This is a genomic window from Bradyrhizobium sp. SZCCHNR1051, from assembly GCF_032489615.1.
In the GTDB taxonomy this organism is placed as follows: domain Bacteria; phylum Pseudomonadota; class Alphaproteobacteria; order Rhizobiales; family Xanthobacteraceae; genus Bradyrhizobium.
Window position 1 is genome coordinate 15,742 of the sequence record NZ_JAUEYJ010000010.1, and the last position, 24,901, is coordinate 40,642.

19 protein-coding genes and 2 pseudogenes are annotated in these 24,901 nt (G+C 64.3%); 10 read left to right on the forward strand and 11 right to left on the reverse strand.

The annotated features are described in order from the left end of the window. Positions 1-255: 255 nt before the first annotated feature. The 3 genes from QW868_RS13780 (at position 256) to QW868_RS13790 (ending at position 2,996) form a co-directional block, all read left to right on the forward strand. Complete coding sequence (locus QW868_RS13780; protein ID WP_316230764.1) at positions 256-1,452, forward strand: acetylornithine transaminase; 1,197 nt, start codon at positions 256-258, stop codon at positions 1,450-1,452. 386 nt (positions 1,453-1,838) lie between these two features. Beyond that, a complete protein-coding gene (locus tag QW868_RS13785; protein WP_315737919.1) occupies positions 1,839-2,120 on the forward strand; it encodes a hypothetical protein in 282 nt (93 codons plus the stop codon). A 120-nt stretch (positions 2,121-2,240) separates the two neighbouring features. Next, positions 2,241-2,996, forward strand: coding sequence for a hypothetical protein (locus tag QW868_RS13790; protein WP_316230765.1), 756 nt, complete (start codon positions 2,241-2,243; stop codon positions 2,994-2,996). A 24-nt stretch (positions 2,997-3,020) separates the two neighbouring features. Here the strand turns inward: QW868_RS13790 and QW868_RS13795 are convergent, their stop codons facing one another. The 3 genes from QW868_RS13795 to pcsA form a co-directional block, all read right to left on the reverse strand. Further along, complete coding sequence (locus QW868_RS13795; RefSeq protein WP_315772107.1) at positions 3,021-3,995, reverse strand: quinone oxidoreductase; 975 nt, start codon at positions 3,993-3,995, stop codon at positions 3,021-3,023. A gap of 184 nt (positions 3,996-4,179) precedes the next feature. Further along, positions 4,180-4,905 (reverse strand): TerC family protein, encoded by a 726-nt coding sequence (locus QW868_RS13800; protein WP_315737916.1) that lies wholly within the window; start codon positions 4,903-4,905, stop codon positions 4,180-4,182. Then, entirely contained in the window at positions 4,902-5,636 is a 735-nt protein-coding gene (gene pcsA, locus QW868_RS13805) for a phosphatidylcholine synthase (RefSeq protein ID WP_316230766.1), read from the reverse strand. The genes QW868_RS13800 and pcsA overlap by 4 nt, the downstream gene beginning before the upstream one ends. 118 nt (positions 5,637-5,754) lie before the next feature. Between pcsA and QW868_RS13810 the strand changes: the two genes are divergently transcribed. After that, positions 5,755-6,954 (forward strand): UbiH/UbiF family hydroxylase, encoded by a 1,200-nt coding sequence (locus tag QW868_RS13810; protein WP_315811047.1) that lies wholly within the window; start codon positions 5,755-5,757, stop codon positions 6,952-6,954. Positions 6,955-6,960: 6 nt separating this feature from the next. Here the strand turns inward: QW868_RS13810 and QW868_RS13815 are convergent, their stop codons facing one another. Further along, positions 6,961-7,914, reverse strand: a complete 954-nt coding sequence (locus QW868_RS13815) for an AEC family transporter (protein ID WP_316178310.1) — start codon at positions 7,912-7,914, stop codon at positions 6,961-6,963. Between the two features lie 142 nt (positions 7,915-8,056). On the opposite strand from QW868_RS13815, the gene hspQ reads away from it, so the two are divergent. Further along, entirely contained in the window at positions 8,057-8,389 is a 333-nt protein-coding gene (gene hspQ / locus QW868_RS13820; protein WP_315711998.1) for a heat shock protein HspQ, read from the forward strand. A 149-nt stretch (positions 8,390-8,538) separates the two neighbouring features. Here hspQ and QW868_RS13825 read toward each other — a convergent pair whose 3' ends face one another. Beyond that, positions 8,539-9,315 carry an invasion associated locus B family protein gene (locus QW868_RS13825; protein WP_315757443.1) on the reverse strand — a complete coding sequence of 259 codons (777 nt, stop codon included), beginning with the start codon at positions 9,313-9,315 and terminating at the stop codon, positions 8,539-8,541. A gap of 261 nt (positions 9,316-9,576) precedes the next feature. Here QW868_RS13825 and QW868_RS13830 point away from each other — a divergent pair, with 261 nt between their 5' ends. From QW868_RS13830 to QW868_RS13840, 3 genes are all read left to right on the forward strand, one after another. Beyond that, positions 9,577-11,403, forward strand: coding sequence for an extracellular solute-binding protein (locus QW868_RS13830; protein WP_316230767.1), 1,827 nt, complete (start codon positions 9,577-9,579; stop codon positions 11,401-11,403). Positions 11,404-11,454: 51 nt separating this feature from the next. Then, on the forward strand, positions 11,455-12,963 hold the full coding sequence (locus QW868_RS13835) for a class I adenylate-forming enzyme family protein (RefSeq protein ID WP_315737910.1): 1,509 nt from the start codon (positions 11,455-11,457) through the stop codon (positions 12,961-12,963). 155 nt (positions 12,964-13,118) lie between these two features. Then, complete coding sequence (locus QW868_RS13840; RefSeq protein ID WP_315797391.1) at positions 13,119-14,351, forward strand: GGDEF domain-containing protein; 1,233 nt, start codon at positions 13,119-13,121, stop codon at positions 14,349-14,351. 53 nt (positions 14,352-14,404) lie between these two features. Here the strand turns inward: QW868_RS13840 and QW868_RS13845 are convergent. Next, positions 14,405-14,536: pseudogene (locus QW868_RS13845) on the reverse strand (IS3 family transposase); the annotation flags it as partial. Between the two features lie 431 nt (positions 14,537-14,967). Continuing rightward, on the reverse strand, positions 14,968-16,335 hold the full coding sequence (opgC, locus tag QW868_RS13850; protein WP_316230768.1) for an OpgC domain-containing protein: 1,368 nt from the start codon (positions 16,333-16,335) through the stop codon (positions 14,968-14,970). 555 nt (positions 16,336-16,890) lie between these two features. Between opgC and QW868_RS13855 the strand changes: the two genes are divergently transcribed. Continuing rightward, positions 16,891-17,553, forward strand: a complete 663-nt coding sequence (locus tag QW868_RS13855; protein ID WP_316230769.1) for a response regulator transcription factor — start codon at positions 16,891-16,893, stop codon at positions 17,551-17,553. Here QW868_RS13855 and QW868_RS13860 read toward each other — a convergent pair. Beyond that, complete coding sequence (locus QW868_RS13860; protein WP_316230770.1) at positions 17,548-19,668, reverse strand: MASE1 domain-containing protein; 2,121 nt, start codon at positions 19,666-19,668, stop codon at positions 17,548-17,550. The two genes, QW868_RS13855 and QW868_RS13860, sit on opposite strands and share 6 nt — an antisense overlap. 249 nt (positions 19,669-19,917) lie before the next feature. Next, positions 19,918-20,582, reverse strand: a pseudogene (locus tag QW868_RS13865) (integrase core domain-containing protein). 147 nt (positions 20,583-20,729) lie between these two features. Between QW868_RS13865 and QW868_RS13870 the strand changes: the two are divergent. Continuing rightward, complete coding sequence (locus QW868_RS13870; protein ID WP_315785366.1) at positions 20,730-20,951, forward strand: hypothetical protein; 222 nt, start codon at positions 20,730-20,732, stop codon at positions 20,949-20,951. Positions 20,952-20,963: 12 nt separating this feature from the next. Here the strand turns inward: QW868_RS13870 and mfd are convergent, their stop codons facing one another. Both mfd and QW868_RS13880 read right to left on the reverse strand, forming a co-directional pair. Next, positions 20,964-24,479 (reverse strand): transcription-repair coupling factor, encoded by a 3,516-nt coding sequence (gene mfd / locus QW868_RS13875; protein WP_315811054.1) that lies wholly within the window; start codon positions 24,477-24,479, stop codon positions 20,964-20,966. After that, the gene (locus QW868_RS13880; protein WP_315737904.1) at positions 24,479-24,766 is read right to left on the reverse strand and encodes a succinate dehydrogenase assembly factor 2; all 288 of its coding nucleotides are present in this window, start codon (positions 24,764-24,766) and stop codon (positions 24,479-24,481) included. Before QW868_RS13880 ends, mfd begins: the two co-directional genes overlap by 1 nt. Positions 24,767-24,901 lie beyond the last annotated feature (135 nt).

Below are 24,901 nucleotides of genomic sequence, written 5' to 3' on the forward strand. Positions count from 1 at the left end.
TGCAGCCTGCAGGCCGGCATCTTGACACCGGTTGCGATTTGCCTGTATGGCCGCCGCATGATCTTCAACCGGACCAACCGCCGCGCCGCCGTTTGCCGTCGTCACCGCCGTGACGATGCCGGGGCGCGCCATGTCCGAAGACGTTGCTGATCAGCTAGCTCATCAGCTCCAGGTTTTCGAGAAGGCCGCTCCCGCAAAGGAGCGGCCTTCTCGCTTTTTGGCCCACCGTTTCCCCCTGAGCACAGGAGATTGCACATGCTGACCGCCTCCCATCCCTACGACGCTCTGATGGAGATCACGGCGCGTCCGCGCACCGTCTTCGTTCAGGGCAAGGGCTCCTGGCTATGGGACGACGATGGCAAGCGCTATCTGGACTTCATCCAGGGCTGGGCCGTGAACGCGCTCGGCCATGCGCCGCCGGAGCTTGCCAGCGCGCTCACCAACCAGGCGGCGCGCCTGATCACGCCGAGCCCAGCCTATTTCAACGATACCAGCCTGCAACTCGCCAAAGCACTGGTCGACCGCTCGTGCTTCGACCAGGTATTCTTCACAAATTCGGGCGCCGAAGCCAATGAAGGCGCCATCAAGCTCGCGCGCAAATACGGCGCCCTGCGCAAGAACGGCGCGTATGAGATCATCACCTTCGAGGGCGGCTTCCACGGCCGCACCCTGGCGACGATGTCGGCTTCTGGCAAGAAGGCGTTCGAGCCGCTGTTCGAGCCGAAGGTGCCTGGCTTTCCCAAGGCGCGCCTGAACGACATCGGCTCGGTCGAGGCGCTGATCTCCGACCAGACGGTCGCGATCATGCTGGAGCCGATCCAGGGTGAGGCCGGCGTGTGGCCCGCGACGGACAAGTTCCTGCAGCATTTGCGGGCGCTGACCGCCGAGCACGGGCTGCTGCTGATCGTCGACGAGATCCAGACCGGAATGGGCCGCACCGGAAAACTGTTCGGCTATGAGCACGCCGACGTCCTCCCGGACATCATGACCTTGGGCAAGGGCATCGGCGGTGGTGTCCCGCTCGCCGCCCTGCTGGCGACCGACGCGGCGTCTTGTTTCGAGCATGGCGATCAGGGCGGCACCTTCAACGGCAATCCGCTCATGTGCGCGGCGGGGCTTGCTGTGCTCGACGTCATCGAGAAGCCGGAGTTTCTCAAGGCTGTCGCGGACAACGGGATCTATCTCGAGAGTGAACTGCAGCGCATGTCGGCAAGGCACGGCTTGGGCGAAGTGCGCGGCCGCGGTCTGTTGCTCGCGCTCGACGTGATCAGGCCGATCGCGCCGGCGATCGTCGCACATGCCTTCGAGCTCGGCCTGCTGCTGAACGCGCCGCGTCCGGATGCGTTGCGCTTCATGCCGGCGCTCAACGTGACCCGGGACGAAATCGCGGCGATGATCGACACGCTGGATGGCATCCTGACCAAGGTCGGCGCTGCCCGGTGCGTGGCGTAGCGGCCGAGATCGCGGGAGGACCGGCGCGGCATTCATCAGTCGAGCCGGCCTTGCGGGATGCGCGTCCGGAGGGGCGCGCGATCGCCGAGAACATGATTGTCGGAGGAGCGGAAGAATGCCGGCGCGAAGACGAGGAGCCACAGCGTCAGGTCTATCGCGTCGCGACGGAGGTTCCCGGACGTCGATTGACCTAGATCAAAGACAGCGCGCCGCCTGACCAACGATCTTTGCGGAGCCAAATACCTGCGGTCCGATGACATACGTTATATCCTTGTGGATATAGCGTTGTACGGGATGTGATCAGCTCGGAGGGACGAGGCTTGCCGGACCAAGCTGATGATCATTCCGCCGACAACGACGTCGGTACGACACAAGGAGATACGAGAATGGCGAGAGACAATCTGGCTCGGGCACTACCCGTCACGGACGCCGCGAGCCACATCGCCCCCGCTGCCGCCACCGAAGAGGTTTTGATTCACGTCCGCTTCTTTCCGAACTCGGACATCAACTCGATCGGCGAGAAGCCGGCCGGGCTCACCGCGAACGAATGGTACGAGCGCCTGCTCGAGATGGCACGTCCGCACTATCGGACGTTCGCCGGCGGCCGCGGATTCTTCCGCATCCCCCGCCCCTGCTTCGACGCGATCCTGAAAGGCGTTGCTGCCTGACGTCGGCTCTCTCCGGATGAGGCAGCGGGCGTCCTCTCTGCCTCATCCATGTCGACCGCGGTGCGCCGGGTGCGCCGCGGTCGCTGACGTTTTGGTTCGTGCGGGCGTCGGAGGACAACATTGAGCGAAGCAGCTTTCAGCGAACTGCGACGGGTCTTCAGCGCGCTGCTGGCGTCCGGGCAGGCCTCGCAGAACCTGGCGAACATGCTCGCCGACCGCGCCTTCGATCTGTTCGAAGCCAACATCCATGCCCAGACGGCGCATCTGCCCGCCCTCGCCTGCGCCAAAGGCTGCCCCTCCTGTTGCGCGCTGCGCGTGACGGCGACGGCACCGGAGATCTTCCTGCTCGCGCGCTACGCCCGGCAGATCGATCAGCGCATGCCGGCAACCGCGCTCGGCTCGCTGTCACGACGGATCAAGCTCGCCAACCGCGCGACGCGCGGCTTGGGCGAGACCGAGCGAATGAAGCTGCGCCAGCCTTGCCCATTCGTCGTGCGCGGCGGCTGCATCATCCATCCCGCGCGTCCGCTCGCCTGCCGCGGCCATGCCTCGTTCGACCGGCGCGCCTGCGCGCAGGCCATGGCCGGCCGCGAGGTGGACGTGCCGGTCTCGGCGCCACACGTCGCTCTGCGCGCCCTGGTGCAGGATTCGCTCAGGGAAGCGCTCGACAGCGCAGGACTCGCCGCTGGCCTCTATGAGCTCAATCAGGGTCTCGTTCTGGCGCTCGACGACCCCGAGCGCGAGCGCGCCTGGCGCGACGGACAAGACAGCCTCGCGCCGGCGCGGATCGGGGCGTCGACGACGGCAGCGCAGACGGACGCGGTGCTCTGGAGCCGGGCTTCGGCTGGTGGCGCTTCGATCCGGGACGAATTCTAGCGGCAGATCCCGATCGCCAAGCGCCTATGGCTTGAGGATCGAGGCCCCGGTCGTGGCGCGGCTTTCGAGATCGGCGTGCGCCCGGCCCGCATCCTTCAGCGCATAGGCGTGATTGATCTGCACGTGCAGCTTGCCGCTGATCACCGCCGAGAACAGCGTGTCGGCGCCCTCCAGCAACTCGGACCGTTTGCCGATGTAGTCGTTGAGCTTCGGCCGGGTCGCGAACAAAGAGCCATGGCTGTTGAGCTCCGCGATCGAGAATGGCGGCACCGGACCCGAGGCATTGCCGAAGCTGACGAACAGACCGCGCGGCTTCAAGCAGGACAACGAGCCGGGGAAGGTCGACTTGCCGACCCCGTCATAGACCACGTCGCACAATTCACCGCGGCTGATCTGCTTGACCCGTGCGACGAAGTCCTCCTCGTTGTAGAGGATGACGTGGTCGCAGCCATTGGCCAGGGCGAGATCGGCCTTCGCCTTGGAGCCGACGGTGCCGATGACGTGCGCGCCGAGCGCGCGCGCCCACTGGCAGGCCAGCAGGCCGATGCCGCCGGCGGCAGCGTGGATCAGCACGCGATGGTGCGGCTCGACCTTGAACGTCTTGTGCAGCAGATACCAGACCGTCAGTCCCTTGAGCATCAGCACCGCGCCCTGCTCATAGGTGATGTGGTCGGGCAGCTTGACCAGGCGCTGCCAAGCGATATTGCGCTCGGTCGCGTAGCCGCCCAGATTTTCGTAGTAGGCGACGCGGTCGCCGGGATGAAAATTCGTGACGCCCGGCCCTACGGCGATCACCTCGCCTGCCGCCTCGTTGCCGGTGATGAACGGCAGGCCGGGCGCCTTGTACAGTCCGGTGCGGTAGTACACGTCGATGAAGTTCAGGCCGATCGCGTGCTGGCGGATGCGGACCTCGCCGGGGCCGGGCGCGGCGACGTCGACCGGCTCATAGACGAGCACCTCGGGGCCTCCCACCTTGTGCACGCGCACCGCCTTGGTCATCCCGCCATCTCCCTTCGGACTCTCCATCGCCGCGTCCGAGAATCCGGCGAAAGAACTTCCGACAGTTACCTGATTCTCATCGGACATCCGGCTCCGTTGAAGGAGCCGGACTCCGGCCGCGCATCGGGCGCTGCCGGCGGCAAAAGCGAAGTCGATCGCGACGGCCTTGTCAACTCGGCACCTGTCAGGCGTTGCGCTTCCTGCGGTTGCGCGAGGCCATCACGTTGAAGGCTTCGACCGCCAGCGCAAAGACAATCGCGAAGTAGATGTAGCCGCGCGGGATGTGGAACTTGAAGCCGTCGGCGACCAGCGCGACGCCGATCAGGAGCAGGAAAGCGAGCGCCAGCATCTTGGTGGTCGGATGGTTCGCCACGAAGCGAGCGACCGGTCCGGAGGACACGTACATGATGACCATGGCGATGATGACGGCGGCGATCATGATCTCGAGATCCTGGGCCATGCCGATCGCCGTGATGATCGAGTCCAGCGAGAACACGAGATCGATGACGATGATCTGTACGATCACCCAGAAGAACTTGTTGGTGCCGCCGCCCTGCGACCCGCCGTCCTCACGCGCCTCGACCTCGGCATGGATCTCATGCGTGGCCTTGGCGATCAGGAACAAGCCGCCGGCGATCAGGATGATGTCGCGCCAGGAGAAGCCGACGCCGCCGATCGTGAGCACCGGCTGCGTCAGCCCGATCAGCCAGACCAGCACGCTGAGCAGCACGATGCGGAAGATCAAGGCCAGCGCCAGCCCGACCTGCCGGGCGCGTGTCGCCTGCGGCTGCGGGATGCGCGAGGTGATCACCGACAGGAAGATGACGTTGTCGATGCCGAGAACGATCTCGAGGGCGGTCAGGGTGAGCAGCGCCGCCCACGCTTCGGGACTGGTCAGAAGGTCGATCATGCTTTCAAGGATCTCAACAGGCGGATCGCGGAGTCGCTCGCGACGATGTAGAGGGCGATCGCGCACAACAGCGTCGTCACGATCGGGTCCACGGCGAAGTTGTTTCCCAGCACATCGATGACCAGGACGCCCCAGAGCGCGACCAGCGGCAGCGTCAGCCAGCGCAGCCGTTCGACGCGCACCGGGTGGATGACATGGAATGGGACGAAGGTCAGCGCGATCAGGACCGCGAGCCCCAAGGTCGCCAACGATGGCGAGGGATGCAGCAGGAACAGGTAGAATGCCGCGATATTCCAGAGTCCCGGAAAGCCGCGAAAATGATTGTCGTCGCTCTTCATGCGGCGATCGGCGAAATACAGCGCGCCGGTGACGGCGATGCCGACGCCGATGACCGGCGCGGCGAGCGGCAGCAGCATCCCGCTGGCGGTGATGGCGTAGGCCGGCACGAACACATAGGTCGTGAAATCCACTACCAGATCGAGCACGTCGCCCGACCAGTCCGGCTGCACATGGACGACGTCGAGCCGACGCGCCAGCGGCCCGTCGATGCCGTCGATGACGAGCGCGACGCCGAGCCACCAGAACATCGCTGTCCAATGCTCGCGCACGGCCTCGAGCAGCGCGAGGAGCGCGACGCCCGCACCGAGCGCGGTGAAGACGTGCACCGAGAACGCCGCGGCGCGATGGGCGGGCGTTGCGGCCACCCTGCTCTCTGGTCTCAACTGATCCATGCGGCGCCAGTGCTATCAGGAATCGGAGCCAATTGCATATCCGCCGTTGCGGCGATGCGCCGCGCAGGCTCACGCAATACTCTTGAAAAAGCCCCGCAGGAACGTCAAATGTTCCCGCATGAGCAACACAGACGCCAGCTTTGACGTCATCGTCGTCGGCGGCGGGCCCGCCGGGCTCGCCGCCGCCGTTGCCTTGTCGCAGACCGGGGCGCGGACGGCGCTCGTGGCCCGCAAGGCCCCGTATGCAGACAACCGCACCACCGCCCTGCTCGGCGGCTCGGTCGATTTCCTCGACGAGATCGGCGTCTGGTCATCGTGCCGTGACCGCGCCGCCGGCCTGAAGGCGATGCGGCTGGTCGACGATACCGGCCGGCTGATCCGGGCCCCGGAGGTGCGCTTCGTCGCCGACGAGATCGGTCTCGACGTGTTCGGCTACAACATCGCCAATGCCGTCCTGGTCGAGGCGCTGGAACAACGCGCCGGCGAGATCGACGGCCTGGTGCGGATCGCCGAGGATGCGGAAAGCGTCCGCAGCGATGCCGATGCGGTGACCGTCACCAGCGCATCGGGCCGCGTGCTGACGGCGCGGCTCGTGATCGGCGCCGATGGCCGGCATTCGCTGTGCCGCGAGGCCGCCGGTATCGGCGTGAGCCGGCGCACGCTGCAACAGTCGGCGCTGACCTTCAACATCACCCATGCGCGGCCGCATCACAACGTGTCGACGGAATTCCACACGCCGCAGGGACCTTGTGTGTTCGTGCCGCTGCCGGGCGACCGCTCCAGCGTCGTCTGGGTCGCAGCCCCGAAGGAGGCCGACCGGCTGTTCGCGCTCGACGACGATGCCCTGTCGGCAGCGGCCGAGCGGCAGTCGCATTCGATCTTCGGCCGCGTTCGCGTCGAGCCGGGCCGCCATGTGTTTCCGCTCGCGATCGAGCGGCCCCTGCGCTACGCGCAAAACCGCATCGTCCTGGTCGGCGAGGCCGCGCATGTGGTGCCGCCGATCGGTGCCCAGGGACTGAACCTCGGCCTGCGCGACGGCATCGACATCGCCGATGTCGTGCGCAAGGCCAATGCGGCCGGCGAGGATATCGGTGCGCCGCAGGTGCTCGCGCGCTATGGTGCGGCGCGCCGCGCCGACATCCTGAGCCGCACCTTCGCCATCGACGTCGCCAACCGCTCGCTGCTCAGCGATCTCCTGCCGATGCAGTCGCTGCGCGCCGTCGGCATGCACCTGATCGGCGGCATCGGCCCGCTGCGGCGGCTCGCGATGCGCGAGGGCCTGGCGCCGTCATGGAGAGCCACGCGCAGGGCCGGTTGAGCACCGTCAGGGAAACACCAGCCGGCCACTCTGGATCAGCCACATCACGCTGGTCAGGGTGATCACCGAGGCGAAGGTACCGATCAGCACCGCCGACGAGGCCGGCTCGATCCAGCTGTCATTCTGGCGCGCGATCACGAACACGTTGAGCGCCGGCGGCAGCGCCGCCATCAGCACCGCAGTCGCGGCCCAGGGCTGCGCGAACGGCCCGAACAGCAGCATCAGCCCGAACGACAGCAGCGGGTGGACGACGAGCTTCACCACGGTCAGGACCGGCACCTCCCAGGGCAGCCGCTCGAACGGGCGCAGCGCCACGGTCACGCCGAGCGCGAACAGCGCCGTCGGCGCAGCGGCGTTCTGCAGGAACTGCAGGGTGCGATCGAGCACGGTCGGCGGATGCAGCTGAAACGCGGCCGCCAGGATGCCGGCTGCCGTCGCCATGATCAGCGGGTTCTGCAGAATCTGGCGCAGCACGGTGCGCAGCGCGTGCGCCACCGAGGCGTGGTCGCGCTCGGTCAGTTCGACGAGCAGCGGCACGATCGAGAACAGGAAGATGCTGTCGCAGCAGAAGATCAGCGCGGTCGGCGCCGCCGCCTTGGTCCCGAGCACGGCCAGCGCCAGCCCCGGCCCCATATAGCCGATATTGCCGTAGCCACCCGCGAGCCCGGCCATGGTCGCCTCGCGCAGCGACAGCCGCCCGATGGCCTTGCCGAGCACGAGCGCCAGGGCGAAGGTGAGCATGGTGGCGAGCGTCGTTGCAACCAGGAAGGGAGGGTTGCTCAACTCCGTGAACGGTGTGCGCGCGATGAGGTTGAACATCAAGGCGGGCAGCGAGACGTAGAGCAGGAAGAAGTTCATCCAGGCGAGCCCGGCTTCGGGCAGCCTCCTCCACTTACCGCAGGCGAAGCCTATGAAAACGACGCCGAAATAAGGCAGGGCCAGGTTGAGAATGTCGAACATGGGCTCGGAGGATGACCACTGGGGGGCCTGGGAAGGGCCTGGAATGCGGGGGCGTCGCGGCTTGACGCGAATCGGATTGGTCTAGATCAAATCCGCCCGCGGGGCACTAGCATCGCTCCCCATCCTGGTCTATTCGACTGGGATGATCAAAGCGCGAACTGCCAAGTTTCAGATCGGCCAGATCGTCCGGCATCGGGTGTTCTCGTTCCGGGGCGTGATTTTTGACATCGATCCGGAGTTCAACAACACTGAGGAATGGTGGTTGTCGATTCCCGAGGAGGTCCGTCCGCACAAGGACCAGCCATTTTATCACCTGCTGGCCGAGAACGCGGAATCCGAATACGTCGCCTATGTCTCCGAGCAGAACCTGGTTCCCGACGAGTCCGGCGAGCCGATCCGCCATTCCCAGGTTGCGGAGATCTTCATCAAGGACAAGTCGGGCGGCTATCGTCCGCGCAATCCGCTGATGAACTGACCTGTCGACCGGAGGGTTTCAACCCAGCGCCGTCGGCGCAGGCTTGATCTTTGGTCCCGGCGCGCAAGTTCCCCTCACATCCGTTCGCAGAACGAAAAAGGCGCTCCGAGTGGAGCGCCCTTGATTTTGCGGAATGGACCCGACCGGCGTTACTGCTTCGCCTGCGGCTGGCCTGGCTGGGTCTGCTCGAGCTTCTTGCGCTGCTCCTCGGCGCGCTTCTGCAGCTCTTCCTGCAGCTTCTTCTGGGTCTCCTCGAACTGCTTCGGGTCGGTCGGCGGGCCATCATAGGCTTTGGCGAAGCTGCTGTTGCCTTCCTGCAGCGGCAGCGGCAGCGTCAGCGCGGTGCCGTTCGAGTTGATCGCCTGGACAAACAGGGTCTGGCCCTTCTTCAGGTTGTTCACGAACTCAGGCGTGGCTTCGTAGTCCGACATGCAGCCGTTCTGGAAGCAGATGACGTATTTGCCTTCCATGAACTGGTTGTTGTCGATGACGATGCGGGTTCCGGGCTGGAGCTGCATGCCGAGCGGCAGCGTCACGCGCAGGATCTTCTTCGGCTCGCCTTCAGGCTCGATGATGACGGCTGCAACCACAGGCTGACCGGATTCGATGCGGCCGTCCTTGCCGATGAAGCAGACCTGCTTGGCGTTGGCATCCTGCCCCTTCAGGCAGAACTTGGTCCACGGCGCGTAGATCAGCTGCGGCATCTCCTGCTGAGCCTGGGCCTGAGGCTGGCCGCCGGCGGGAGGAGTTGCAGGGGCCTGAGCGGCCGGAGCGGGAGCCTTGGGAGCGGCAGCCGGAGCCTTCGCCTTCGGCGCTTGAGCCTGCGCAACCGAAGGAGCGAAGGAAACGGCCAGCGCGGTGACCGCGAGCAGCGCGACGAGCCGCCCACGCGGCCCAACCGACGAGGCCAAGTCACGGAAATTCATTGCGGAAAACCCTTTCTGAACGGCAGCGCCCGAGACCGCCAAAGGCGCCACACCAAGCCGTTGAAGCGGCTGTCTCCTCAGGAAATGAGGCGGTTAAGTGACAGGCGTTGCCGCCCTCACTCAATCGCCCGCCTTCTTAACGCGGTGCGCGGAAGAATCAATGCCGCGAGACCATGTCGAAGCCGCGGTCTAGCGCTGGCGAGCCTGTGGTAAAAGCCCCTTGTGACCTGTTCCGAATCAAATGCTTGCGCCCCGATCCTGATGCTGCAGCGCATGTTCAGCGCGGCCGCGAGATGGGCCGCCGTGATTCTGGCATTGTTGCCCGCGGTCTACACTCCCACGGCGAACGCGGCAGAAACTGCGGCGATCGCCATGCATGGTCACCCAGCCTTGCCCGCCGACTTCGACCACATGGCGTACGCGAATCCCGACGCGCCCAAGGGCGGTCGTCTGGTCTGGGGACTGCTCGGCACCTTCGATAGCCTCAACCCGTTCATCGTCCGCGGCATCGCGGTGCAGCAAATCCGCAGCTATGTGGTCGAGAGCCTGCTCACTCGCGGCAATGACGAGCCGTTCACGCTGTATGGCCTGCTGGCGAAAACCGTCGAGACCGACGAGAACAGGACCTATGTCACCTTCCGGCTCGACCCGCGTGCCCGCTTCTCCGACGGCAGCCCGGTGCTTGCCGAGGACGTCGCGTTCTCCTTTGCGCTGCTGCGCGATCACGGCCGCCCCAACCACCGGCAGTTCTACGGCAAGGTCGCCAGGACCGACGTGCTCGACCCGCTGACCATCCGGTTCGATTTCGGCGGCGCCGAGGACCGCGAGCTGCCGCTGATCCTCGGCCTGATGCCCATTCTGGCGAAGCGCGCGACGGACGTGGCGAGCTTCGAGGACACGACGATGACCGCGCCGCTCGGGTCAGGCCCGTATCGTGTCACGGCGGTACAGCCGGGATCCAGCGTCACCCTCACCCGCAATCCGGACTATTGGGGACGCGACCTGCCGGTCAACCGCGGATTGTGGAACTTCGACGAGATCAGGCTCGATTACTACCGCGAGTCCAATGGACAGTTCGAAGCCTTCAAACGCGGGCTGTACGACTTCCGCGTCGAGACCGAGCCGCTGCGCTGGCACGACGGGTACGATTTCCCGGCCGCGCGCAATGGCGAGGTCATCCGCGACAGCTTCACCTCGGGGATGCCGCAGCCCTCGCAGTTCCTGGTGTTCAACACGCGGCGGCCGGTGTTCGCCGACGTGAAGGTGCGCCGTGCGCTGACGCTGCTGTTCGATTTCGAATGGATCAACCGCAACTACTTCTTCGGGCTGTACCGCCGCAGCGGTGGCTATTTCGCCGGATCCGAGCTTTCGGCCTATGGACGTCCAGCCGATGCGGCCGAACTCGAGCTGTTGAAGCCGTACGCCGCGCAGATCCCCGCCGACATCCTGGACGGCAGCTACCGCCTGCCGATCACCAACGGGTCCGGCCGCGACCGCGCAACGCTGAAGGCGGCGCTCGATCTGCTGAACGAGGCTGGCTATGGCTTCGACGGGACGGTCTTGCGGCATCGGACGACGCGGGCCCCCCTCGCCTTCGAGATCCTGGTCACGACGCGCGATCAGGAGCGTCTTGCACTGGCTTACGCCGGCAGTCTCAAGCGGGCCGGCATCAATGCTTCGATCAGGGTCGTCGATCCCGTGCAGTTCGACCAGCGCCGCCTGAGCTTCGAGTTCGACATGATCCAGAACCGCTGGGACCAGTCGCTGTCTCCCGGCAACGAGCAGGCGTTCTATTGGGGCAGCGAGGCCGCCGACCGCACCGGAACCCGCAACTACATGGGCGCCAAGGATCCTGCGATCGACGCCATGATCGCGGCGCTGTTGCGCGCCCGCGACAGGCCGGAATTTATCTCGACGGTTCGCGCATTGGACCGTACCCTGATGGCGGGGTTCTACGCTATTCCAGTGCTCAATGCCGCCGAGGAATGGATTGCTCGGTGGAATCGTATAGAACGGCCAAAGAGGACGGCTTTGACGGGAGCGCTCCCGGAGAGCTGGTGGCAGCGGCCGGAGCCGGCACAGAAGTGACCAATCGGGGCAATTGGTCGTGGCCGGGTCCGTGAAAGTACGGGGCAACAGGTGAATCAGGCCAATACGTCGCCGACGCTCGACGCGTTGTTTCAACGCATCCTGGCGCGCAAGCCGGATGCGGTTGCGCTGGTCGATCCGATCAACAAGCAGCGCGTCGCCGGGCGGCCGCCGATGCGCCTGACCTATGCCGAAGCCGATCGCGTGATCTCTGCGCTGGCGGCGCATTTCATCGACGCCGGCCTGCCCGCTCATTCGGTGATCGCGGTCCAACTGCCCAACACCATCGAGTTCGTGCTGACGGTGCTGGCCGCGCATCGCGCCGGCCTCGTGGTCGCCGTGTTCCCGCTGCTGTGGCGTCAGTCGGAGCTCGTGGCGGCGCTGAACCGCACCAGCGCGCGCGCCATCGTCACGATGTCGAAGATCGACGGCGTGATCCACTCCGATCTCGCGATGAACGCGGCGGCGGAGGCGTTCTCGATCCGCCACGTCTGCGGCTTCGGCTCCGACCTGCCGGAGGGCATGTATTCGCTGGACCAGTCGATCGCAAAACCCTCGCGTTCGACGCGCGGGATGATGCCGGACGGCCGCAAGGCCGCGATCGTCTCGTTCGACGTGACCGCCGACGGCTTCCGCGCCGTCCCGCGCACCCATTTGAGCCTGATCGCCGGCGGGCTCGCCGTCTCGCTCGAGAGCGATCTGCCGCAGGGCGTGAACATGATGTCGGCCTTCCTGCCGTCGTCATTCGCCGGTCTCGCCGCTTCGGTCGTGACATGGCTGTTGTCCGGCGGCACCCTTGCGCTACATCACCCGTTCGACGCCGATGCGCTGGAACAGCAGCTCGCGGAGCTGGCCTGCGATACGCTGATCGCCCCGGCCCAACTCGCCTTGCGTCTCGACGAGGGCGACCTCGCCGCGCGGCTGCCGAACCTGCGCTATGTGCTCGGCCTGTGGCGCGCGCCCGAGCAGGTCGCGTCGAGCGCATCGTGGAAGACGCGCGACATCGAGCTCACCGATGTCTATCTGTTCGGCGAAGCCGGCCTGTTCGCGGTGCGCCGCACCGCGGCCGACGGCAGCCCGGGCCCGGTCAAACCGGGACGCCAGGGCGCGCCGCGCGAACAGCCGGGCTCGTCGATCGCCGGCGAGATCCTGGTGACGCCGAAGGGCACGCTCGGACTGCGTGGGCCCATGGTCGTGCTGGCCGCCTACGCGCCACCGCCGCCGCCAAGCGACTCGCTGCTGCCGGCAGCGCCGCGCGACTACGTCGACACCGAATACGCCGTGCGTTTCGACCGCGCCCAGGACACGATCTCGATCACGGCGCCGCCGGCAGGCGTGATGGCCGTGGGCGGCTACCGCTTCCTCGCGCAAGATCTGCACGAATGGTCACGGCGGCTCGGCCAAGGCGCGCTGCTCACCGCTCTGCCCGACCGTCTCAGCGGTCACCGCCTCGCGGGCCGCGCGATGGACAATGCGCGCGCACGGGAAGCGCTCGCCGAACTCGGACTCAATCCGCTGATGGTCGAGGCCTTCCGCGATCGCGCCAGCTCGGGCGGTTGATATTGCCGCGTTGGCCAGGTCGTCGATCCGGTGCGCCCGCGAGAAGGGCGCGCGCTCTGACAGGGGAACCGGTGCGTTCGGAACAGTGTTGACGCCGCGTTAACGGGAGCGACCTAGGATCGCACGTTGTCATCAGCGTATCCTGAGTTCCCTGGATGTCCCAACAAGGCCCGCTTCTCATCGTCTCTCCTTCCACGCGGCCTTCGCTGACGGCTGCCCTCGCGGCGGCGCAGATTCTCCCCTCCGTCGAAACGCGCTGGACCGATGCGCTGAGCGCGATGTCCAAGGTGCAGCCGGCCGCAGTGGTGGCCGTGATGGAGGGCGCTGATGCGGCCGAGCTTGCGGCGCTCTCGCGTCATATCGGCGCGCGAAAGCCCTACGTGCCGCTGATCGCAATCACGCCGGGTGACGCAACCCTGCCCGATCACGCTCTTCCCCTGCAGGACAGCGACAACCACGAACGGCTACTGGCGCGACTGCGCGCCGCCCTGCGTGTCCGCACTCTGCACACCACCGTATTGCGCCGTCTCGACGAGAAGAAGACGCCCGACGCCGCGCTGCCGGAAACAGATCCGCTCGATGATGCGACCGTGCTACTGCTCGGCCGCGGCACCTCTCTGCCCGGCCTCTCGGTTGCGCTCGGCGAGCGCATGGCCGTGGTCGGCGCGCTGAGCATCGAAGCCGCCGCGAAGCATCTGTCGAGCCGCGACATCGACGGGATCGTGCTCGGCGAAGGTTTTTCGCCGCGCGTGGTCGATGCGTTCCTCGCCGTCCTTGCCGAGGACACTCGCTTCCGCAACCTCGCCGTGGTCGTCACCGCCAACCAGCCGGCACCGCTGCAGGAACTCGCCAATCTCGAGATCATCGCCGGCGCTCCCGCGCACATCGCGGCCAGCGCGCTGCCCTTGATCCGCCAGCACGCCTTCGAGGCCCGCCTCAACCGCACGCTGCGCGCCATCGAAGCCGGCGGCATGCTCGATCCGCAGACCGGCCTGCTCACCCGCAACGCGTTCGCCCGCGACTTCGCCAGCGCCGTCAGCCAGACCCAGAAGAACGGCGGCAGCCTTGCCGTCGCCCGCTTCGCGTTCGATCCGGTCAATCCGCGCGCGCAGTATGACGGCGCGCGCATCATCAGCCGCCTGATGCGGCGGATGGATTTCGGCACCCACGAGGACAACGGCTCGGTCGTCGTCGTGTTCGCCGAGACCGATCTGCGCTCGGCTCACGCCATCGCGCGCCGCCTCTCCAGCGTGATGCGCCACACCTCCCACGGCAAGCGCGATACGCGCACGGAGCCTTCGGTCACCGTCGCCGCGCTGCAGGCCGGCGATACCGCCCGAAGCCTGCTGGCCCGCGTCTACGGCGAGGCGCAACGCGCGGCTTCATAGAACGATGTTGCCTGCGTCACGGGCGTCATTGCGAGTGACCTGCCACCGAACTTTCATCCAGGAGCATTTAGAGTCCTGTTGAATTTTACGCCGAGTGGCGCGGGTGCAGCAACGGGCGATTGGCGGAGCTGGTCGGGGTTGCGCAGCCGATCGCCCGTTGCGGTGAGGTTGGCGGCATAGGCCGCAAATTCTTAGGGGCAGGTCACTACATCAAAGCATATAACGTCAGATCTGAGCCCTTCGTCTGGACCAAGAAACGTCTGGACCAAGAAAAAGGCCCGGCAACGCCGCTTCAAAGACCGCCGTATCACCGAGCTATGATTCCGGGTACCAGGTCCGCTTGCGCACGCCAGTTGAAACGGTCTCGTGTGCACGCACATGGGTGCAGGTCGTGATAACGAGCGCAAGCCGGCTGCACTGCCAGTCAGCGCCGAGCGCGGCGCTAGTGGGTGACGTCAGGTTGACCGACAATAATGCCGCTACGCAGGCAAACATCACACACGCCGCGATCAGCACCGCTCCCTTGTGGGTCCTTGGGTGGGAAATCATGGCCTTGGCTCCTCTGTACGATGGCCGGAAGAATAAAGGGCAGGCTCCACGGTCCTTGTGATCTAATTCACGACCTGACCCACAGTTTTCGCTGGTGGCCCGAAGGCGTGCTCATTGCTGGCACTGGACCAGCGCCGCAGCCGGACTCGCGCACCGGAGCAAACAGCATCCTTATTCGGCCACCTCGTCGGCCCGAGGCGGGCGACGTGGGCGGAATGTCAACGCCGAGCGCCTTGGCTGGCTTGAGATTGACGACCAGCTCAGACCTGGTTGTCTGCTCGACGGGCTTCGCGTCCGGCTGCTGCCTCGGCTTGATCTTGATCAAGTTCAGCAGCGTCGCCGCCACGATCATCACCAGGACGCCACCAACACTGAGCGCGATCTGCATCGTCAGCCCCTCCGAGCTGCCGAGCAGCGCCAGGCGGCTGGCGAACGTCAGCAGAACGCCGAGGCAGTAGATTGGCAGCGAATTCTGGCCACAGAGAATGGCGCCGCGCATCATCGCCGTCGTCAGCCCCCGCCAATTGCGAGGCACTAACCATACCACCAAAACCGCAAGGGCCAAGAAATGCAGCAGTCGCAATGGATCGAGATTCGATTTGTCCATCGGGTAAAGCAGCGTCAGCAGCGCCTGCGGGACCAGCGCTTCCAGCGGTTTGATGCTCCAGCTCAATGCGATGATGAGGCTGAACACCAGATAGAGAGCGGCAGCCACAAGCGCGGTGCGTGAGGTCACCCATGGCCGGGCTCTCTTGTCTTCGATCATCCACCACACGCCAAGCACGACCAGCAGCTGCCACGCCAGCGGATTGAAGGCCCAGTGGCCGTTCGGCCATGCCGGGATGCTCCAGCCGAAGACGTGCACCAGTGCGTAAAGCAACAGCGACGCGCCGAGCGTTGTGTTCGGCGCTCGCAGCAGCAGCCACAGCAGCGGCGCGAACAAAAGGTGATAAAGCACGAAGAGCGGCAAGACGTCGGTGTTGACGGGGCAGTATTGCAGGATCGCCGCGTGCGCGAGCGTCACGCCCGGCTGTTCCAACAGAATGCGCGTATTGCTCTCGTCGGCAAGATGGCCGCCGCCTGCGAGGTGAACCATGATGGCGCAGGCGAGCGTGAGCAGCAGAAATGCGACATAAATATCCCAGCTTCGCCACAGCGTCCGGCCGATCACGCCGGTCCAGCCCCCGCAGCGCCATGCCTTGCCGTAGGCCAACGTGCAGGTTACGCCCGACACGAACATGAACACTTCCGCGGCATCGCTGAAGCCGTAGTTCCGCAGCGTCAGCCAGCTCCCGATGTTGTTGGGGACATGATCAAGAAAGATGCACCAGAGCGCGATGCCGCGGCAGGCATCAATGCGCAAATCGCGGCCGTAGCCTTTCAGCTCCGGCAACGCGCCTACCGATGGCTTCAGGTCGGCAGTTCGATCATGCATCTGATTGCCCGTCCGGCGTACGAGTACGCTTCAAGAGGGACCGAATTTGCACCGCCGCGCTGCCGGATCGTGACAACGCCGCAATCTAGATCTGCTTCACGCCGACCCCGCCACGAACGCTATTACGATAACGATCATATGGCGGCGCTTGGTAGAACCTGCTGGCGCGTGAGTTTGACGATCATCGTTCAAACGGCACAGCGCGTAAATCAGCCGGAGGTCCACAGAGAGAGGTTCCTAGGTCCTATGATCAAGGTACCGTACAGATCTCGGCATCAATCACCTTTGCCTACAGGCGAAGGAGACTCTGAGTCCCACGACTTTCGTGGTCCGTACTCGCGCTCCTACCGTGAGTTGATTACAATTACACCACACAACGGCATTCGGCTCCTGCCTTGAGTGCCCGGCGGCGAACCGCTGGTTGGGCCAAGGATGATGGTGGATGGACGGTATCGGGAGCCAGTCTTCCGCCAGCTTCTTCCTCGCCAAAGACCCGAAGGTGGGTGTATATTTTTTAAGTTGGATCTCCGTGCAATGAGATGACGGAGAGCTTTTATGAAAGTTCTTATTGTCGACGATCATGCGTTAATCCGCGAGGCGTTGCACGCTGTCGTGAAACAACTGAAGCGAGACTCCGTCATTTTTGAAGCTTCGAACGGCCGTGAGGCAGTGCACATAGTCGAGGAACATCCTGACATCAGCCTCATTTTGCTTGATATCAATTTGCCTGATCGAGATGGCTTCTCTGTCCTCCGCGAACTGCGTGACCGCTATGCGACCATTGCTATCGTCATGCTCTCGTCCTCGGATGAACAAGATACAGTCAAGCGCGCTTTCAAACTTGGCGCTCTGGGTTTCATCCCGAAAACGACCGAACGTGAGGTCATGCTCAACGCCATCAAGTTGGTGTTTTCTGGCGGCATTTACATTCCCTCGGAGATTCTTGAGGAACCAACGTCTCCGCGGCTTACAAATAAGCTAGCGGCGCGCGACTCTCCCAAGGGTCTCGGGTTGACCGATCGGCAGATTGAAGTGCTTGCGCTCCTGATGAAGGGAAAAAGCAACAAGATCATTGCCAAGACCCTCGATATGGCCGTGCCGACAGTGAAGAACCACATCACGGTCGTTCTCAAGGCACTCAATGTAACGAGTCGCACCGAGGCAGTAATAAAAGTCGGAAAAATGGGCTGGGAATTGTCGCCGAAATCTGATTCATAACGCCGCCCCGGTGTCTCTCCTATCGTCTTGATCCCTCAAGAACTCTTGCATGACAGCGCGGAGCCGCATTGGGTCGACAGGTTTGTGCAGCAAAATGTACCCTCTATCCTTAGCGTCACGTAATGGTTCGGGTGCCGTATCGCCGCTGGTGAGGATAGCTGGAATTGATGAGCCAAACGCCGCACTAATTTGTTCAACTGCTCGGATCCCGGTCTTTCCGCTCGCAAGATGATAATCCGAGATTATAAGATCGAGGCGTTGCTGGCGCTCAGCCAGTCGGATAAGCGCAGCTTCGTCGGATCCGGCGGTAAGGACGGAGTATCCCCATTTGCCAAGCAATCCGCCCGTCTCCTCTCGCACAATTGGAGCATCGGCAATAACAAGAATTACCTTGCCTTCGACCGCAACGACTGCGGGGCGAGGTGTGTCGACGGGCTCAGTGGACGTGACGCATTTATCGGCCATCGGAATCAAGATTGCGAATCGCGAACCTCGGCCCACGGTCGAAGCTAAGTCGACTTGATGGTTGAGAAGTACGCGAAGCCTGTCGACAATAGCCAGGCCGAGCCCCAGGCCGCCGTACCGGTTCCGTTCTGGGCCGGGTAGTTGAAAAAACTCGCCAAAGATATTCTGCTTCTGATCCTCAGGAATGCCGGGACCGCTATCCCATACTTCGATACGCAACATTTCACCGCGCCGACGACATCCGACGATGATCCCGCCTCGTAACGTATAGCGCACAGCATTGGATACCAGATTGAGCAGTATGCGTTCGAGCAGCATGGCGTCGCTCCGCACCCAGGCATCACTTCGCCGAACGCGTAGACGCAAGCCTTTTTCTCGCGTTGCCTGATCAAACGTAGTCTCAATTGTTTGCAACAGGCGCGCGATTGGGAATTCAGTAATTTTGGGTGTAAGGATTCCAGCATCGAGCCTGGAAATATCCAGGAGCGAGTTGAACATTTCATCCATTTCTTTGCGCGTTGCATCGATCCGCTCGATCGTCTTTGTCCTTTCCCCCGATTTGAGCGGCGTGCGCAGCTGGGCAACGAACAGGCCTAGTGCATGTAATGGCTGCCGCAAATCATGGCTTGCCATGGCAAGAAAGCGCGATTTTGCTGCATTGGCGAGCTCCAGCTCTTGCGTACGCTCTGCAACCTTCCGTTCGAGTTCCATCTGCGAGTGGCGCAGACTTTCCTCCGCTTTCTTGCGCACCTCGACGTCGGCGCTCAGTAACAAGCTTGGAACGGTAATACTGATCAAGAACATCAACACCAGCAGGAATGAAACGTTGAGATCCACGGTCGTGAAGGGGCCGCCGCCCGTGAGCGTCCCCCAAATCGTGATCCCCGCAAGCACCAGCGCAACCGTTGCGGTGTCACGTGGACCGCGGCGCAGCGCCGCCCACAACATTGGCAGGATCGCAAGAAAACCCAGTGGATTTCGGCTCGGCGTTTGCTCGATCAGGGGGCTGAAAGCAATGAGTCCAACAGCCGCCGCTGTTGCGAGGACGCCGACCGTCTCCAAAAATTCCTTGCGGTTGAAAGCATGGTAGGGGCTTGATGCCCAAAGCACGATAACGGGGGCAATGACCAGCGCGCCGGTCACATCTCCCAGCCACCATGTGACCCAGGCGTTTGCGAAATTCGTCCGTTCGATGTACCCGGCGGTTGCCAGGCTGGACAGTCCAATGGTGGCGCTGATCGGTGTCGCGATCACGAGGCAAATCAGGGTAAACTTCGCGACAGAATTTGGTGTCGAAAACGTATTACATCCGCTCGACCATCGATTGATGAGGTAAACGCCAACAACGGCTTCAAGAGAGTTACCGGTCGCAATCGCAATTGCGGTGGCAACCGAGCCGGCGGTCGCCGCATTGGCGATCACCGCCGCCGTGAAAATTGCGGGCCAAGTCCGATATCCCCACAACAGCACCGCCGCCAGCGCGACACCTGTCGGTGGCCAAATTGGCGTTGCACTGGGATGAATAGAGGCGAGAGCAAGGCCACCTTTTGCCAGGGCGAAATAGATCAGTCCAATTGCGACCAGACCGCTGGCATAGCTAATGCCTCGGCGGAAATTTATCTCCGGCGATAGTGATCGTGGATCGGACATCGTCGATGCCTGGACCAGGCAGTTGGATCGCCCCCCACAACTGACCTTTGATCTTCTTAATGAAGATCTGCGAAACATTAATCCTCTTTAGGGACTCGTGCGACCATCTCAAGGTTGCACACGCGTTCGAGCCGGACTTAGCTAGCGCTCGCATGAGGCCGATACGGGCGAGCATCGCAGGCCCGCCGTGTTCTGCAACTGACCTGCCACCGAAGTTTCATCCAGGAGCATTTAGAGTCCTGTTGGGTTTTAAGCCGAGTGGCGCGGGTGCAGCAACGGCGATTGGCGGAGCTGGTCGGGGTTGCGCCGCCGATCGCCCGTTGCGGGGAGGTTGGCGGCATAGGCCGCAGGGGTCTGGTATTTCAGTGAAGAGTGCGGCCGCTCGCCGTTGTAGTCCGTGACCCAGGCGGCGAGCTTGCGCCGCGTGTCGTCGAGGCCGAAGAACAGCGTTTCGTTCAAGAACTCGTCGCGCATCCGGCCGTTGAAGCTCTCGACAAAGGCGTTCTGGATCGGCTTGCCGGGCGCGATGAAGTGCCAGTCGATGGCGTTGTCCTTGCACCAGGCCAGCATCGCATTGCAGGTGAACTCGGTGCCGTTGTCCGAGACGATCGAACCCGGCTTGCCGCGTCGGGCGACGATAGTGGTCAGCTCCCGCGCCACCCGCCGGCCCGAGATCGAGGTGTCAGCGATCGCTCCCAGGCTCTCCTTGGTGACGTCGTCGACGATGTTGAGGATACGGAAGCGCTGTCCTGGGGCGAACTGGACACGTCCATGCCGCCAAACTTGGTCTTCCAATTGTAGAACGTCGCCTCCGAGATCCCGTGCTTGCGGGCAAGATCAGCCGTCTTCGCGCCGGCCTCGTGCTCTTTCAAAACCGCGATGGTCTGCTCTTCCGTGAACCGTTTACGCTTCATCTGTCCGTCCGTCGTCAGGCCGGACTCTAAATCCTTCTGGAGGAAATTCTTAGGGGCAGGTCACGAGGAGCAAAGCGACGAAGCAATCCAGAATTCTGGCGTGGCTTCTGGATTGCTCCGCTTCGCTCGCAATGACGGAACGTCGGCTTGGCCACGATCTCAACCAAACACGTACATCTTCAGATCGCGCATTCGCCTCACTCGTCTGATCTGATCATCGGACGGGGCGTGTGGCGTCTTGTGAAGCGGAGCGTTGCGATGCAGAACAGACAATCTCGCGATCAGACCGACTGGATCAGCGTGATCGCGATCGTCTCAGTCTTCACGATCGCCAGCCTTGCGTTGCATTTCGGCTGGATGCTTCGCTAACGCTCCATTCTGCTACGCCGCTTTCTTCTTCTCCGCGAGGTCGGCGAGTTCCTTCAGGATATCGGTGGTGCCGGCGAGCCGCTCCTCGGGCGTCTCCCAGACCTGCAGGAACACGACCTTCATGTCGGGGCGCACCTTGGCGGCCTGGCCGTGGCGCTTGATGAAGGCGACGAGACGATCGGGATAGGCGAAGCTGTTGTCGCGGAAGGCGATGACCGCGCCCTTCGGGCCGGCATCGACCTTCTCGACATTGGCCCTGCGACAGTAGTTCTTGATCGCGGCGACCTTGAACAGATAGCGCGTCTCGTCCGGCAGCTTGCCGAAGCGGTCGCGCAGCTCGGCCGCGAAGTTGTCGATCTCGTCGTCGGTCTCGAGATCGGCGAGCCGACGGTACAGCGACAGTCGCACCGAGAGGTCGGAGACGTAGTCCTCGGGGATCAGCACGGGCATGCCGATGGTGATCTGGGGCGACCAGCGGTCGACGGTCGGCTCGGTGATGCCCGCCTTGAGGTTCTCGATCGCCTCCTCCAGCATCGACTGATAGAGCTCGAAGCCGACCTCCCTGATGTGGCCGGACTGCTCGTCGCCGAGGAGGTTGCCGGCGCCTCGGATGTCGAGGTCGTGGCTGGCGAGCTGGAAGCCGGCCCCCAGCGTCTCCAGCGACTGCAGCACGCCCAGGCGCTTTTCGGCCAGTGGGCTGATCTTGTGCGTCGACGGCAGGGTGAACAGCGCATAAGCGCGCAGCTTGGAGCGGCCGACGCGGCCGCGCAGCTGATAGAGCTGGGCAAGGCCGAACATGTCGGCACGGTGCACGATCAGCGTGTTGGCGCGGGGAATGTCGAGGCCGGATTCGACGATCGTGGTCGACAGCAGGATGTCGAACTTGCCGTCGTAGAACGCCCCGATGATGTCCTCGATCACGGTCGGCGCCATCTGGCCGTGCGCGACGGCGACCTTCATCTCCGGCACGGTCTTGTCGAGGAACTCCTTGACCTCGGCGAGATCGTCGATGCGCGGCACGACGTAGAACGCCTGACCGCCGCGATAGCGCTCACGCAGCAGGGCCTCGCGGATCATCACGGGGTCGTGCGGCGCGACGAAGGTGCGAACGGCGAGACGATCGACTGGCGGCGAGGCGATGATCGACAGCTCGCGCACGCCGGTGAGTGCGAGCTGCAAGGTGCGCGGGATCGGCGTCGCCGACAGGGTCAGCACATGCACCTCGGCGCGCAGCTGCTTCAGCCGCTCCTTGTGGCTGACGCCGAAATGCTGCTCCTCGTCGACGATGACGAGGCCGAGATCGCGGAACTTGATCGCCTTGCCGAGCAGCGCGTGGGTGCCGACGACGATGTCGACCGAGCCGTCGGCGAGGCCCTTCTTGACCTGATTGAGTTCCTTGGTCGAGACGAGACGCGAGGCCTGCGCGACGTTGACCGGAAAGCCCTTGAAGCGCTCAGCGAAAGTCTTTGCATGCTGGCGCGCGAGCAGCGTGGTCGGCACGACGACTGCGACCTGCTTGCCGTCGAGCGCGACGGCAAAGGCGGCGCGTAGCGCCACCTCGGTCTTGCCGAAGCCGACGTCGCCGCAGACCAGCCGGTCCATCGGACGTCCCGCTTCGAGATCGGCGAGCGTCGCCTGGATCGCGGCGAGCTGGTCCTCGGTCTCGTCATAGGGGAAGCGGGCGCAGAACTCGTCATAGAGGCCAGCCTGCACCGGCAGCTTCGGTGCCTCGTGCAGCATGCGCTCGGCGGCGATCTTGATCAGCTCGCCGGCCATCTCGCGGATGCGGTTCTTCAGCTTGGCCTTGCGCGTCTGCCAGCCGGAGCCGCCGAGCTTGTCGAGCTCGACATTGGTCTGGTCGGAGCCGTAGCGCGACAACAGCTCGATGTTCTCGACCGGCAGATACAGCTTGGTCTCGCCGGCATAGCGCAGTTCGAGACAATCATGCGGCGCGCCGGCGACCTCGAGCGTCTGCAGCCCGACGAAACGGCCGATGCCGTGATCGACATGGACCACGATGTCGCCGATCGCGAGGCTCGTCACCTCCGAGATGAAGTTGTCGAGCTTGCGGCTCGCCCGGCGCGGCCGCACCAGGCGGTCGCCGAGAATGTCCTGCTCGGAGATGACGGCGATCTGGTCGGTCTCGAAGCCGGTCTCCAGGCCGAGCACCGCGAGCATGGTCTCGTTGCGCGGCGTCGCCTGCACCACGCGCCAGGTGTTGACGCTGGTGACGTGGATCAGCTTGTGGTCCTTCAGCATGCTGGCCATGCGGTCGCGCGAGCCTTCGCTCCACAGCGCGATCACGACCTTCTTGCGCACCGATTGTAATGCCTGCACGTGGGCGACAACTGCCTCGAACACGTTGACGGCGGAATCGTTGCGCTCGGGCGCGAAATTGCGGCCCTGCCGCGCGCCGATGTCGACGACGCCGGTGCTCTCCGGCACCGCGAATGGCGTCACCCGCGCCAGCGGGACGGCGGCGAGCCGTTCAGCCCACTCCGACGACGTCAGATACAGCCGGTCAACCGTCAAAGGCTTGTAGATCGCACCGCCGCCGGGATGCTCCATCGCCTCGCGGCGCGCGTCGTAATAGTCGATAATCTGCTTGAAGCGCTCGCGCGCGGCATCCTCGCCCTGCGGCTCGATCACGATGGGCGTGTTCGGCAGATAGTCGAACAATGTCTCCATCTTGTCGTGGAACAGCGGCAGCCAGTGCTCCATGCCGGGATAGCGGCGGCCTTCGCTGACGGCCTCGTACAGCGCGTCATCGCGCTCCGGCGCGCCGAACTCGGCGACATAGCCCATGCGGAAGCGGCGGATGGTGTCGGTGACGAGCTGGAATTCCGACACCGGCACAAGGTCGAGCGAGCGCATGTCGAGCAAGGTGCGCTGCGTCTCGGCGTCGAAGGTGCGGATCGATTCCAGGCTGTCGCCGAAAAAGTCGAAGCGCACCGGCTGGTCGAGGCCGGCGGGAAACAGGTCGAGAATGCCGCCGCGCACGGCATATTCGCCGCTCTCGCGCACGGTCGACGAGCGGTGATAGCCGTTATGCTCGAGCCAGGCGACGACGGAGTCCATCGGCACGACATGGCCGGGCGCGACCGACAGCGCCTGCCCGGCCATGGTGTCGCGCGCCGGCACGCGCTGCACGATGGCGTTGACGGTGGTCAGCACGATCAGCGGCTTGTCGCTGCCGGCGAGGCGCGACAACCGCGCCAGAGTGGTGACGCGCTGGGCCAGGATACCGCCATGCGGCGAGACGCGATCGTAAGGCTGGCAGTCCCAGGCCGGGAACTGCATCACCGGCAGGTCCGGCGCGAAGAAGTCGAGCGCCCGCGCCAGCTGCTGCATCCGATTGCCGTCGCGACAGACCACGGCGAGGCTGACCGCCGGCGGCTTCGGCTTGGCCGCGACCGCCCGCGCGAGATCGGAGACGACCAGGCCTTCGGCGCCCTCGGCGACATTGGCGAGCGTCAGCGCGCGCCCCGGCGCGAGATGCTCGGCTGGCGACTTGACCGGGCTCTTCATCAATCGGCGTCCACCGCGCGGAACGCCTTGATGCGCTCGAACAATGCCGGTGTCTGCTCCGGCGGCAGCGGCCGGGCGCCGGTCACCGCGGCATAGAAATCCGGGTCCGGAACTTCCAGAAGCTGTTCGAGCTCGGCCAGCTCGCTCTCGGAGAGGCTCCCGATCTCGGCATCGGCGAAGCGGCCGAGGATCAGGTCCATCTCACGGGTGCCGCGATGCCAGCAGCGGAACAGGAGCCGCTTGCGACGGTCGTCTAGGCCTTGGCTCGATCGGGTCGTTCCGGTCATCGCGATATTCCTGCAGGACAACGCCAAAAGCCCGGACGGTGCCGGGCGCGGTTCGATATAGCGGCACGCAGCGCTCCTGTCAGCCCTCCCAGGCTGCAGAACCGGCATGCCCGGCACCTGAAACCTGAGAAAAAG

Coding starts and splice junctions, on each gene's coding strand:
- QW868_RS13780 (WP_316230764.1), top strand. CDS start 256: ATGCTGACCGCCTCCCATCCCTACGACGCTCTGATGGAGATCACGGCG.
- QW868_RS13785 (WP_315737919.1), top strand. CDS start 1,839: ATGGCGAGAGACAATCTGGCTCGGGCACTACCCGTCACGGACGCCGCG.
- QW868_RS13795 (WP_315772107.1), bottom strand. CDS start 3,995: ATGACCAAGGCGGTGCGCGTGCACAAGGTGGGAGGCCCCGAGGTGCTC.
- QW868_RS13800 (WP_315737916.1), bottom strand. CDS start 4,905: ATGATCGACCTTCTGACCAGTCCCGAAGCGTGGGCGGCGCTGCTCACC.
- pcsA (WP_316230766.1), bottom strand. CDS start 5,636: ATGGATCAGTTGAGACCAGAGAGCAGGGTGGCCGCAACGCCCGCCCAT.
- QW868_RS13810 (WP_315811047.1), top strand. CDS start 5,755: ATGAGCAACACAGACGCCAGCTTTGACGTCATCGTCGTCGGCGGCGGG.
- QW868_RS13815 (WP_316178310.1), bottom strand. CDS start 7,914: ATGTTCGACATTCTCAACCTGGCCCTGCCTTATTTCGGCGTCGTTTTC.
- hspQ (WP_315711998.1), top strand. CDS start 8,057: ATGATCAAAGCGCGAACTGCCAAGTTTCAGATCGGCCAGATCGTCCGG.
- QW868_RS13825 (WP_315757443.1), bottom strand. CDS start 9,315: ATGAATTTCCGTGACTTGGCCTCGTCGGTTGGGCCGCGTGGGCGGCTC.
- QW868_RS13830 (WP_316230767.1), top strand. CDS start 9,577: ATGCTGCAGCGCATGTTCAGCGCGGCCGCGAGATGGGCCGCCGTGATT.
- QW868_RS13840 (WP_315797391.1), top strand. CDS start 13,119: ATGTCCCAACAAGGCCCGCTTCTCATCGTCTCTCCTTCCACGCGGCCT.
- opgC (WP_316230768.1), bottom strand. CDS start 16,335: ATGCATGATCGAACTGCCGACCTGAAGCCATCGGTAGGCGCGTTGCCG.
- QW868_RS13855 (WP_316230769.1), top strand. CDS start 16,891: ATGAAAGTTCTTATTGTCGACGATCATGCGTTAATCCGCGAGGCGTTG.
- QW868_RS13860 (WP_316230770.1), bottom strand. CDS start 19,668: ATGTCCGATCCACGATCACTATCGCCGGAGATAAATTTCCGCCGAGGC.
- mfd (WP_315811054.1), bottom strand. CDS start 24,479: ATGAAGAGCCCGGTCAAGTCGCCAGCCGAGCATCTCGCGCCGGGGCGC.
- QW868_RS13880 (WP_315737904.1), bottom strand. CDS start 24,766: ATGACCGGAACGACCCGATCGAGCCAAGGCCTAGACGACCGTCGCAAG.